This window comes from Sphingobacterium daejeonense, from assembly GCF_901472535.1.
Lineage (GTDB): Bacteria > Bacteroidota > Bacteroidia > Sphingobacteriales > Sphingobacteriaceae > Sphingobacterium > Sphingobacterium daejeonense.
On the sequence record NZ_LR590470.1, the window covers coordinates 2,259,406 to 2,272,076 of the forward strand.

Genomic DNA, 12,671 nt, shown 5'->3' on the forward strand with positions numbered 1-12,671 from the left:
TTAATAAAATAATTTTCATCCTTATATATTTAAAATACTGGTTTATTTCTTCTAAATTAATATATAACCTGTTAAAATCAATAATTAATGTTAAAATTTTATTAATTTCATTTTAATTATTTTATTCTGAAAAGTGTTAACGTGTTTATCTGATTGAGCTAATTTTAAGATATTTCAATAAATCAGCAAATTGTTACAATATTTATAAAATTCCATAAAAATTTATGAAAATTTTAACATTATGATTTCCAATGGTTTAGGAATTGTTATATCTACATTTTATTATTTAATAGGTTAAAAAAATAAAAGAAAAAGCCATTTTTTCCATTAGTGGGTATCAAAAAGCATGTTCATTTACCTATCTTAGGGCTACTAAACATAAATCTATAATAACTTAAACGCCTTAATTCTATGGTTAAACGCCGCCATCTTTTCAATGGAAAGAATGGGATTAAAATGCTTCGGATTGGAGGGATTAGTATGCTTCTTGGCATCAGTTCCACCACCGCATTTGCCCATTTGGCCAAAGATGCAACAAACCTATGCATCGTATTGGCAAGAACAAATTACCGTTCGCGGAACAGTTAAAGACATTTCATCTGGTCAACCCTTGGCTGGAGTAACTGTTACTGTGAAAGGTACTAACCAAGCAACTACCACCGATGACCAAGGAAATTATGAACTGGAAGGAGTTCCAGGTTCTGCTACCTTAGTTTTTTCATCGATCGGGATGGAAAGTCGGGAAGTTGCAGTTTCCAACCAAACAACCGTTAATATGGAGCTGACTGCAACGTCAGACAATATTGATGAAGTTGTTGTTGTTGGTTATGGTACGCAGAAGAAAGCAACCGTTACGGGTGCTGTATCTGCAGTAAAAGGGGATGAACTTAAGAAATCTCCTGCTGTCAATTTATCCAATACTATTGCTGGTCGTATAGCAGGGGTTACTGCTGTAAACCGCAGTGGTGAGCCTGGTGAGGATGGATCAGGTATTCGTATCCGTGGATCGAACACTCTGGGTGACTCATCACCACTGATCGTAATCGATGGAGTTCCAGCTCGGGCCGGCGGTTTCGAACGTCTGAATCCTGCAGATATCGAAAACATCTCCGTATTAAAAGATGCATCTGCAGCAATTTACGGTGCCCGTGCAGCAAATGGGGTGGTCCTGGTAACTACCAAACGCGGTAAAACTGGAAAACCAACCCTTTCTTACACCTTTAATCAAGGTTTTTCCCAGCCAACTGTTATTCCTAAATTAGCAGATGCAAGTCAATACGCAGAACTGCGGAATGAACTGGAAATTTATAAATTACCAGTGGAAGAATGGCAAGCAGCTACTGATGCATTCTTGAATACTGGATCTTACACCAAACCAAACGGTGATATTCTGAGTGCTCCATTTACCCAAGAAGATATCCAAAAATTTGCTGATGGATCAGATCCTTGGGGTCATCCCAACACCGATTGGTACAAGGAAACTCTAAAAAATTGGTCTCCACAAGCGAAACATAATCTTCAATTGGATGGAGGCTCTGAAGACTTCCGATATTTGATGTCATTGGGATATCTAAATCAAGATGGATATTATAAGAATTCTGCGAATGGATATAAGCAATATGATATCCGCTTAAATTTAGATGCCAACGTTAACAAATATGTCAAGTTACAATTTGGCATGATGGGAAGGCAGGAGGACAGAAGTTTTCCTACGAAATCGGCTGGAACTATTTTCCGTATGACGATGCGCGGTAACCCTACCATGCCAGCTTATTGGCCGAATGGAATGCCAGGACCTGATATTGAGAACGGTGAAAACCCTGTTGTCATCTCCACAGATGCTTCTGGGTACGATCGTAATAAACGGTACTACTTCCAAACCAATGGACAGATCGATATCCAAATTCCAGGTGTCGAAGGGCTGAAAGTAACAGGTACAGCTGCCGTAGATAAATATATTAGAAACAATAAAAAAATGGGAAACACCTTGGTTCCTGTATTCATGGCAAAACAATGAATATGAGGCAGATGGTGTTACACCAAAATTATCAGAAGCGAAAAGGGGGCCTGCAGATCCTCGTTTGACGCAAAGTAATGAAGATCAATTAAATGTCTTATTAGGTGCGGTTGTAAATTATGATAAAGTAATCGGTGACCATACATTCAACATCCTTGCTGGTGTGAACCGAGAAACCATTCGTAATGACAATTTTTCAGCTTTTCGTAGATTCTTTATTTCTAATGATATCGATTATATGTTTGCTGGGGGAGATGCTGAAAAAGACAATGGTGGGGCAGCATGGGAGCGAGCGCGTTTAAATTATTTTGGTCGTGCGAACTACAATTACAAAGGTAAATATATCGCAGAATTATTATGGCGTGTGGACGGTTCTTATATGTTTCCAAAGGATACTCGCTATGGGTTCTTCCCAGGAGCCATGTTAGGATGGGTGGTTTCAGAAGAAGATTTCTGGAAAGACAACGTACCATTTGTAAACTATTTCAAAATACGTGCATCATATGGACAGATGGGTAATGATAATGTTTACTATAATGATGAGTTGCAAGAGTATCAGTATTTCTCCACTTATGGATTTGGTACCTACATAATCAATGATGCCATGGTAAAATCTTTAATGGAGAGTCGTGTTCCAAATAAATTCATTACTTGGGAAGTTGCCAATAACTATAACTTAGGTTTTGATTTTCAGTTTATGGATGGCAAGTTCAATGCTGAAATCGACTTATTCAAGAATAGTCGCGAAAGTATCTTGTGGCAAAGAAATGCTTCTATTCCACAAAGTACCGGTATGAGCTTACCAGCAGAGAACATTGGTAAAGTAGATAATTCAGGATTTGATGTAAGCTTGGGTTACCGCGAAACATTTGGTGAATTAGGATTCAATGTTGCGATTAATGGGGGTTATGCTAAGAACAAAATCATCTTTTGGGATGAGGCACCAGGTGCTCCAGAATGGCAAAAAAGTACAGGCAGAGCAATAAATGCAGGCTTGTATTATAACTATGCTGGAGTTTTTAGAGATCAGGCAGAAATCGATGCTAATACGATAGATTACTCTGACATTACTGGAAATCTTCGTCCGGGAGACATGAAATATGAAGACTATGATGGAGATGGTAAGATTACGCCTAATGATCGTGTACGTAGAGATATGAATAATGTACCTACATTCCAAGGAGGTATTAATTTTGGTTTTAATTACAAGAATTTTGATTTAGCAATCCTGTTTCAAGGAGCCACAGGAGCGGAACAACGAGTAGGTACGGACGAGTCAGGTGCTATAGGTAACTTCTTGTTGGATTTCTATGAGAATAGATGGACTCTTGATAATCCAAGCAGTGAGTATCCGCGAATTACAGACCGTAGTGATCAATATTACTCCAATAATAATACGTATTGGTTGAGAAGCTCCAATTATTTGCGTTTAAAAAATGTGGAGTTAGGTTATAATTTTTCCACTACATGGTTGGAAAAAACAGGTATCTCCAGTGCTCGTATTTTCTTGAGCGGACAAAACTTACTTACATGGAGCAAGAATAAAGTATTGGATCCTGAATCAAGCAATGCTTTGGGACATTATTATCCACAAGCAAGAATTATCAATTCAGGCATAATGGTTTCCTTTTAATAATTGATTTTATGAAATTAAAAAATAATTTACGATATATATCCTTGGCCTTCGTTGGATTATTGACTTCATGTAATGACGACTTTGTCAGTACAGAACCATTGGACGAAGTTCCACAGGAACTAGTGTGGGCAGATCCTGCGCTAGCTCAAGCCTTTGTATTTGAAATATACAATGGGTTTGGAGTAGGAGGTTTTTACGAGCAACAAATGGCTTCAATGACCGATGAAGCTTTCTTTACTCACCCTGGTCGTGGTATTAATACGGTTACTGAAAGTAGATCGAATGCAGCAGACCAAGGCTATATTATGGATACGTATTCATATGGTAATATGTATGAAAGAATCCGTGCAAGCAACGTGGCGATTCAAAATTTGCGAAATCCACAATTTGACGATAAGGACAAAGCCAACGCATTATTGGGAGAGGCTTATTTCTTACGTGCATATTTCTACCAGCAACTATTGCGTTTTTACGGAGCAGTTCCAATCATTAAAAAAGTATACAAACTAGAAGATACAGACTTTTTAGCAGACCGTAATACCTACGAAGAATGTGTAAATCAGATTGTAAGCGATTGTGATTCAGCATCTACATTGTTGACAGGTTTGGCAAAGGAAGATGGTCGCGCCAGTGATGTAGCTGCCTTTGCGTTAAAGGCTAGGGTATTGACCTATGCTGCGAGTGATTTACACGATGTGCCAACGGCGAAAGCCAAGTCTGCTACTATTAGCAGTTATTCTAATCCTGAATTCCTAGGTTATGTTTCTGGTAACCGCGCAGAAAGATGGAGAAAAGCTAGAGATGCTGCCAAAGTCGTTTTGACGAAGTTAGACTATGCTTATAAGTTAGACTTAACTGCTCCTGCTACTGCAGAAGAAGGTACTGCCAATTATATGGATATTGCCATGGGCGGTGGTAGTAACGTTGCGAATGTTGATGGCAAGAAAGATTTGATCTTAGGTAGATTCTTTAAGGATATTAAAGATGAGCGTGGGGGATGGGTTGGCCGTGACAATGGTCCAAATGGTTACCATAACTGGTCTGGAAATTCTCCAGTTCAATTATTGGTTGATGATTATGAGATGCGTACTGGCGTGAAGTTTAGTTGGGACAATGCAGCTCATAAAGCAGCACCTTATACGAATCGCGATCCACGTTTTTATGCTACCATTAGTCATGATGGTTCCAACTGGAAACCAAGGACTGCGGATGTTGCACAGAGAGATCCAGCAAATCAAATCCAGACAGGTAGATATGAAGTAGGTAGTGGTTCAGGAACAAAGAGAGTTATTCCTGGATTAGATACTAGAAATAGCCCTATCGAAGATTGGAATGGTTCATATACAGGTTATTATTACAGAAAATTCGTAGATCCAAACCCAAGAATAGAAGACCAAAATACAAGACAGCAAATTCCATGGCCGTTATTACGCTATACTGAGGCGGTTTTGAACTATGTAGAGGCTTGTATTGAGTTAGGTGAAGAAGCTGAAGCAAAAACTTGGTTAAACAAAATTCGTTTCCGTGCTGGTATGCCAGCTATTACAGATGCAGGAGCTGCATTGAAAGATAGATACAGAAATGAAAGAAGGATTGAGTTAGCTTATGAAGAGCACCGCTTTTTTGATGCGAGACGTTGGATGATTGCTCCGACTACATTAGGCCGTAAGGTAACTTTGGTCAATATTTTCGGTGCTTTGAAACCAGGTAAAACGGTAGCAGTTTATAAGTATGACCCTAACAATTACACTTATACTTATACAGTTAGTAACTTGAACCCAGGGATTGAAAATAGAAGTTGGAATGACAAGATGTATTTCACTTCATTCAACCGTGATGAGATCAACAGGAATACCAAATTAGTACAAAATCCTGGTTACCAATAGGATTAGGTAAGTATATAGATTGGCCCAACCGTAAGGTTGGGCTTTTTTGTGTAAAAATGTTAAGGATTTACTAAGTTTCGATTAAATTTTATGGTTGAATTGGTTAAATTGAATTTTCAACTGATATAAATTGTAGATTAGCGACCTAAACTGATTTTAATGGATACTAGGAGAGAATTTATCAAAAAAGCCTCTATGTTGGCAGGAGCAACTGCAGCAATCAATTTCATACCTGAATCTATACAACGCGCCTTAGCGATTGATGCAAATCCTGGCAGCAGCTACTTGGATGCGGAGCATATTGTTTTTTTGATGCAGGAAAACCGTTCTTTTGATCACTGTTTTGGGACATTAAAGGGAGTTCGTGGATTTAATGATCCAAGAGCCATGCGTCAGCCGAATGGTTTACCAGTTTGGTTTCAGCAAAATAAAACCGAAGAGATTTATTCGCCATTCCATCTTGACATTGTCAACACAAGAGCTACTTGGATGGGGGATCTTCCACATGGTTGGCGCGACATGGTCATGGCTAGGAATGAGGGAAAAATGAATAATTGGCTCGAAGCCAAAAGACCTGGTGATCCTGAATATAAGCATATCCCATTGACGATGGGTTATTATGAACGGAAAGATATTCCATTCTACTATGCCTTTGCAGATGCATTTACAGTTTGTGACCAACACTTCTGTTCATCATTGACAGGAACTAGTGCCAATAGATCTTATTTTTGGTCAGGTACTATCCGTGAGGAACCTTTTAATCCAGAATCTACTGCGCATGTCGACAATTATCAGATAAATTATAAGGATGTTTCTTGGAAGACCTACCCAGAACGTCTACAGGAAGCTGGTATTCCTTGGAAAGTCTATCAAAATGAACTGAGTTTACAAGTTGGTTTTGAGGGCGAGGAAGAAGATTGGTTGGCAAATTTCACAGATAATAACCTTGAATTTCATAAACAGTATCAGGTAAAATTTCATCCTGCATATTATGCATTTGCCCAAAAGAAAGTAAAGGAAATTGAGCATCTATTGACCGTGGCGAAATTTGCTAATCAAGAGGCATATGAAAAAGTTGTCAAAGAATTAAACGGGTATAAATCTGATGTAGAGCAATATTCTCCAGAGAATTTTAAGAAATTGAGCCAGCAGGAGCAAGAGATTCATTTGCGTGCATTTACTACAAATGTAAAAGCAGCAGATTATCATCAGTTAACAGAGATTGATGGTCCTGATGGTCAAAAAATACAAGTACCGAAAGGAGATATTTTTCACCAGTTTCGGGAAGATGTCAAATCTGGTAACCTACCGACGGTTTCTTGGTTGGTTGCACCTTGTCGTTTTTCGGACCATCCGAGCTCACCATGGTTTGGAGCGTGGTATGTTTCAGAAACCTTAGATATTTTAACGGCTAATCCTGAGGTTTGGAAGAAGACCATTTTTATACTGACCTATGATGAAAATGATGGTTATTTTGATCATATTTCTCCATTTGTTCCTCCATTGACCAATAAAGAGGGGACAGGTGCAGTTCCGAAGGGCTTGAAGACTGAGGATGAATATGTAACAGTTGATCAGGAAAATAAAAGAACCGGTAAAACGGTGGCTTTACATGATAGCCCTATCGGCTTAGGATATCGAGTACCGATGGTGATTGCTTCTCCATGGTCAAAAGGGGGATGGGTCAATTCAGAAGTCTTTGATCATACCTCAACTTTGCAGTTCTTGGAACATTTTATTCAAAAAAAGCACAACAAATCTGTTGTCGAATCAAATCTAACAGAATGGAGGCGGTTGGTTTGTGGCAACTTAACTTCTGCTTTTAGACCCTTGCCAGATGTTCAGCGCCCTGCAATTGATTTTGTAAATCGTAATAAATATGTAGAGCGTATTTATTCTGCAAGAGAAAAATCAGCTCCAGGAAATTTTGAGGCCAAATCAATTGGCAGTCTGGCTTCGATTCAGAATAATCTTTCAGCAAATACCAGCTTAAACCTGCAAGAGAAAGGTACTAAACCTGCATGTGCCATTCCATACGATTTGGATGTTAACATGAGCGTTGAATCAGGCAAGCTGAGATTTGAATTTTTAATTAAAGGTGAGCTGCCTCAAACAAAGGAAGTTGGGGTGCCATTTCAATTAATATCCCATACAGCTTATGGCAATTCTAATGAGATTGGTAGAACCTGGAATTTTGCTGTAAATTCTTCCGAACCTCTGCATTATGAAATTGATTTGTCAGATATCAAAAACGAAACTTTCTGTTTCTCTGTACATGGTCCTAATGGATTTTACAGAGCATTCAAGGGCAATGTGAAATCAAGCTTTCCTTCAGTTTTATCAAAGACCCTCGGCAAAAAAGATGTTTTTCAAATTACAAGCAAATCAAAGGTTGAATTACAAATAAGAGATGCCTCTTATGGTAGGAAAGGAAAGACTATAAGAGCAAATAAAAATTCAGAACAATCTTGGTCTCTTCAAGATTCACATGGGTGGTATGATTTTGAGGTTACATCGAAACAAGATCCGAGTCTTTATTTGAGATTTGCTGGGCATGTTGAAAATGGGAAACCAAGTGTTACAGACTCTTTGATGGGAGGCGTAGTTTAGTGCAACTATAAATAGATATTTTTTACTGTGGTGGTTACTAACAAACACCACAGTAAATTAATTTTTCAAAAAATAAGTTGGGATACTTAAGCCATTGGCAATGGTTTTTGCCAGATCTTTTGAAAAAAAGACTTGCAAAAAAACTCTTCCGAGTATAGGTAACCAATAAAATATCGATTCCTTCCTCGGCTATCATTTGATTGATAATATATGGTATAGGTTCATTGATATCAATACGGTTTATCATTTCCTTACTTCTATACTCGATGCTGTTTATTCCCATTTGTTTAACAATTCTATCCTGCCAAAAAAGAATATTTTCTGTGTCAATATTTCTTCTATTTTCGGTTACATGCAATAGAGTTAAGTCCAATCCAGGGCTTGTACGGTTTATAAAGCTTTCTAGTAATTCTAATTCTTGATTTTTGAAATTCGTAAGTATACCGACTTTTTGAAATTTGAATTCTTTATAATCTTGCGGAACAGCGATCACGCCAATAGGCGAATGCTGAATTAATTCAAAGGTATTGCTTCCCAAAACATAGCCTTTAAATCCTCCTTCTCCTTTGGTGCCCATTACAATAAAGGCAACGTGATTTTCTTCTGCTACCTTAAGGACAGTATCCGTCAGATTTCCATCCATGCAGGCAAATGAGACCTGTAGTTGGGATATTTAGTTTTCACTTTGTGTTCCCACTTATCCATCTCACTGAAAGCAGCGTCTTCATTATGTTTAGCGACTACCTCATTGAATTCTGCAGTGCCTAAAATTTTTCCAAAAGTTTGATATACATGCAGAATATGTAAATCAAAATTGAATTTATTCGCCAATTCTGCTGCATAATTAGTGGCTACCCATGCATTTTCTGAAAAGTCTGTAGGTAAAAGGATGGAATTTTTCATAGGATACAATAAGGTTATGAATGTCTATCTAATTTACGAAATAATTTTTTATTGAGATTCAATACTTAAAAGTGATAAGTGTCATCAAATTTATGATCATATAGAACTATTTTTGATTTTTAGGTATTAAGTAGGTATGGCATCAACTAAAGAAATCAATCAACCAAATTTTTATTCACAATCAATTGAAGAGTCTTTGTCTCAGTTAGAGGTAGACCCGAAGAACGGACTGACTACTTCTGAGTCTGAAACAAGGCTAAATGAATATGGTAAAAATAAGCTGGAGGATAAAAAAAGGAAGTCCATTTTTATGATGTTCGTTGAACAATTGAATGATTACCTTATTTATGTTCTATTTGCTGCAGTTGCCATTACCTTTTTTATGGGTGAATACACAGATGGAATCATCATATTGATTGTAATCTTTATCAATGCATTCCTGGGCTTGTTTCAGGAAATAAGAGCGAATAATGCTATTGATGCTTTAAAAAATCTTTCGCATCCGAAGGCTTTGGTTAGGCGAGACGGAAAGACCATGGAGATTGATTCTGAGCTGTTGGTACCTGGGGATATTGTTTTACTAGAAGCCGGGCGTATAATTCCTGCTGATTTAAGGCTGGTAGAATCTGCGAGTCTTCAAATTGATGAATCTGCCTTGACGGGAGAATCTGTTGCTGCAGAAAAGGATGCTGAAGTGCAGCTGGAAGAGGATTATATCCCATTGGGAGATCGCATAAATTTAGCTTATATGTCCACCTTAGTAACCTATGGTCGAGGATCTGGTATTGTTATAGGTACAGCGAACAATACGGAAGTTGGTAAAATTGCAGGCTATTTAGATACGGATGATAATGAAAAAACACCTTTAGAAATCCGATTGGATCATTTAGGTAAGACTTTAGGAAAAATAGCAATTGGAGTCTGTATTTTAATTTTTATCATCTCATATTTTCAGGGTAGAGATCTCACTGAGATGTTCTTGACGTCAGTTTCATTGGCTGTAGCTTCTATTCCTGAAGGATTAGCAGCAATTGTTGCCATTGTATTATCCATTGGGGTTACCAAAATGGCAAAACAAAATGCGATTATCAAGAAGCTGCCAGCAGTGGAGACCTTAGGCTCGGTTACCATAGTGTGTTCTGATAAAACTGGCACATTGACCCAAAATAAAATGACAGTTCAGGAAGCATTTACATTTAGTGACGGATTGATTTCAGTAGATGATGAAGCGGAAAATACATTTGAGGAAAATTTGCTTGCAGAAGCTATGGTATTAGCTTCTGATGCAACTTTAGAAAATGATAAACAGACCGGTGATCCTACTGAGGTAGCATTGTTGTCGCTTGCGGATCAATGGGAAATGGATAGAAAAGAATTAGGTAACAAGCAACCTAGAGTTGATGAATTAGCATTTGATTCTGACCGTAAAATGATGTCAACTCTGCACTCTGTTGATGAGGAATATATTCTTTACACCAAAGGAGCAGTGGATAATTTGATTGAACAATGTAACTATGTAATTCAAGATGAAAAGGAAATTGAAATAACTGAAGACCATAAAAAGGAAGTGTCGAAGGCGGTGGAAGAAATGTCCAACAAAGCGTTAAGGACGTTGGCGGTAGCCTATAAAAAGACCAGTTCGAAAATTGAAAAAGAAAAATTTGAAGAAGACTTAGTGTTTATTGGGGTTGTTGGTATGATTGATCCACCCCGGGATGAAGTAAAAGATTCTATCCAAAAAGCAAAAGATGCTGGAGTAACTACCATAATGATTACTGGAGACCATGCCAATACTGCCTTTGCCATTGCAAAAGAACTGGGCATAGCGGATAATCAAAATCAGGTTACTACGGGAAAGGAAATCAACAATGCAAGTTATGAGGATTTGGAGAGTCATATTTCCGAGTACCGGGTTTTTGCAAGAGTCTCTCCTGAACACAAAGTCAATATTGTGAAGGCTTTTAAAGCTAAGGGCAATATCGTATCCATGACTGGTGATGGTGTAAATGATGCTCCTTCGTTGAATGCTGCAGATATAGGCGTTGCTATGGGGATTACAGGTACTGACGTGGCAAAAAATGCTTCGGATATGATCTTGGCAGATGATAACTTTTCTACGATTATTGGTGCTATTGAACAAGGTAGAAATATCTTTAATAACATAAAAAAGTCTGTTATTTTCTTGTTGGCTAGTAACTTAGGAGAAGTTGTCGCTATGTTGGTTTCCATTGTTGCTGGTTTGCCTGTTCCTTTATTGGCTACCCAACTATTATGGATTAATTTAATTACGGATACCCTTCCGGCGGTTGCATTAGGAATGGATCCAGGAGATCCTGCGGTAATGAAAGAAAAGCCAAGGACTATAAATGAAAATTTCTTCTCGCATGGCGGAACGCGAAAGATATTAATAGGGGGAATATTGATAGGGTTATTGACTGTGGTTGCTTTTTTAATCGGATATTTTGAACATGGATATAATCCTATGAACGATGATATTCCAGATGATATTCATGCCTATGCAAGGACAATGGCATTCCTAACGATTATTGCATCTCAATTGTTTTATTCCTTGTCCTTTAGAAGCGAATATAAATCTATATTCCAAGTGGGAATATTTTCAAACAAGTATTTGGTAGGAGCAATAATTTTAGGCTTTGGATTGCAATTGATGGTTCTCTTTATTCCATTGATGCGGAATGCATTCAAGCTTCAATTAATAGGCCTTAATGATTGGTTGATGGTCTTGGGATTAGGATTGGTGCCGTTGATCGTCAATGAAATCATTAAACTATTCTTAAAGCGGTCGGAGAACAAATAATTATTTAGCATTTAATTTTCTCATCTCACGTTGGTATTTTCTAAATTCCCAAGGTGCGATTGTGTTCTTTAAAGACCAGATATTTCTTTTGTAAAGTTTAGCTTCAGCCTCAGCAGCTGCATATTCTGTTGATTTGTCAAATTGAAGGAAATGCCATGCCAAGCCTGATTTTAATAAAGCAAGGTTGATTTCCAGGGAATCGATATACACTTTTCCAATTGCTCGTTTATAATGGTCATATTTAAGGATTTCTACATTTACCTCTTTTTGAAAGCATAACTGGCCAATAAAATCTTTGGCTACTTGATAATAATCTTGTTTTCTTTCGGGACAATCTATTCCATGCAATCTTATACGATGTTGTTGATTCAAACTATCTAAAATAGTAATGGTATCACCATCGGAAATACGAACAACTTTTCCTGTTAATATTTCTTGGGCATATGCTTGTTGAAAACAAATTGAAAGAATTAGAAATAGATAGAAAATTGATTTGGTAAACATCCTGCAAAAATAACCTTTAAGGCATGATTTAGGTAAATAATTTGATTTTATCCTGTTGCATTTTTAATGAGTTTAAAATCAGTGTATTAAAGTTTATTTTACTTTAAAAGGGAAGAAATATGAGTTTTTAAAATGTTAAAATATGTTAAGAACAAATTTCATTGACGCGAATTGGTGTTTAGATGCGTTAGAGGAGTAATAAATTTCATAATTTAGGTTAATAATTGGTTTGATAAATCCCGTGGCTCCCCGCCGCGGGATTTTTATTTTGCAGTATTTGGGATTTTATTGTAATTC

At 37.4% G+C, this 12,671-nt stretch carries 8 protein-coding genes; 5 read left to right on the forward strand and 3 right to left on the reverse strand.

Annotation, left to right across the window (positions count from 1 at the left end; all coding sequences use genetic code 11):
- The first annotated feature begins 466 nt into the window (after nt 1-466).
- The 4 genes from FGL31_RS27875 (at nt 467) to FGL31_RS10860 (ending at nt 8,149) form a co-directional block, all read left to right on the forward strand.
- Entirely contained in the window at nt 467-2,017 is a 1,551-nt protein-coding gene (locus FGL31_RS27875; protein WP_197734201.1) for a SusC/RagA family TonB-linked outer membrane protein, read from the forward strand.
- Nucleotides 1,995-3,650, forward strand: coding sequence for a SusC/RagA family TonB-linked outer membrane protein (locus tag FGL31_RS27880; protein ID WP_262709240.1), 1,656 nt, complete (start codon nt 1,995-1,997; stop codon nt 3,648-3,650). Before FGL31_RS27875 ends, FGL31_RS27880 begins: the two co-directional genes overlap by 23 nt.
- 11 nt (nt 3,651-3,661) lie before the next feature.
- A complete protein-coding gene (locus tag FGL31_RS10855; protein WP_138091383.1) occupies nt 3,662-5,539 on the forward strand; it encodes a RagB/SusD family nutrient uptake outer membrane protein in 1,878 nt (625 codons plus the stop codon).
- A 159-nt stretch (nt 5,540-5,698) separates the two neighbouring features.
- Entirely contained in the window at nt 5,699-8,149 is a 2,451-nt protein-coding gene (locus FGL31_RS10860) for a phosphocholine-specific phospholipase C (RefSeq protein WP_138091385.1), read from the forward strand.
- A 37-nt stretch (nt 8,150-8,186) separates the two neighbouring features.
- Here the strand turns inward: FGL31_RS10860 and FGL31_RS10865 are convergent, their stop codons facing one another.
- Together FGL31_RS10865 and FGL31_RS27885 are read right to left on the reverse strand one after the other, a co-directional pair.
- On the reverse strand, nt 8,187-8,792 hold the full coding sequence (locus tag FGL31_RS10865; RefSeq protein WP_138091387.1) for a universal stress protein: 606 nt from the start codon (nt 8,790-8,792) through the stop codon (nt 8,187-8,189).
- Nucleotides 8,777-9,052 (reverse strand): universal stress protein, encoded by a 276-nt coding sequence (locus tag FGL31_RS27885; RefSeq protein WP_138091389.1) that lies wholly within the window; start codon nt 9,050-9,052, stop codon nt 8,777-8,779. The genes FGL31_RS10865 and FGL31_RS27885 overlap by 16 nt, the downstream gene beginning before the upstream one ends.
- Before the next feature lie 136 nt (nt 9,053-9,188).
- Here FGL31_RS27885 and FGL31_RS10875 point away from each other — a divergent pair, with 136 nt between their 5' ends.
- Nucleotides 9,189-11,870, forward strand: coding sequence for a calcium-translocating P-type ATPase, PMCA-type (locus FGL31_RS10875; RefSeq protein WP_138091391.1), 2,682 nt, complete (start codon nt 9,189-9,191; stop codon nt 11,868-11,870).
- On the opposite strand, the gene FGL31_RS10880 is transcribed toward FGL31_RS10875, so the two are convergent.
- Nucleotides 11,871-12,374: a thermonuclease family protein gene (locus tag FGL31_RS10880; RefSeq protein WP_138091393.1), complete on the reverse strand. Its 504-nt coding sequence runs from the start codon at nt 12,372-12,374 to the stop codon at nt 11,871-11,873. It abuts the gene before it with no gap.
- Nucleotides 12,375-12,671 lie beyond the last annotated feature (297 nt).

Bases quoted from the DNA above. Each gene is read 5' to 3' on its own strand.
- FGL31_RS10855 (WP_138091383.1), top strand. From the start codon at position 3,662: ATGAAATTAAAAAATAATTTACGATATATATCCTTGGCCTTCGTTGGA.
- FGL31_RS27885 (WP_138091389.1), bottom strand. From the start codon at position 9,052: ATGAAAAATTCCATCCTTTTACCTACAGACTTTTCAGAAAATGCATGG.
- FGL31_RS10875 (WP_138091391.1), top strand. From the start codon at position 9,189: ATGGCATCAACTAAAGAAATCAATCAACCAAATTTTTATTCACAATCA.
- FGL31_RS10860 (WP_138091385.1), top strand. From the start codon at position 5,699: ATGGATACTAGGAGAGAATTTATCAAAAAAGCCTCTATGTTGGCAGGA.
- FGL31_RS10880 (WP_138091393.1), bottom strand. From the start codon at position 12,374: ATGTTTACCAAATCAATTTTCTATCTATTTCTAATTCTTTCAATTTGT.
- FGL31_RS10865 (WP_138091387.1), bottom strand. From the start codon at position 8,792: ATGGATGGAAATCTGACGGATACTGTCCTTAAGGTAGCAGAAGAAAAT.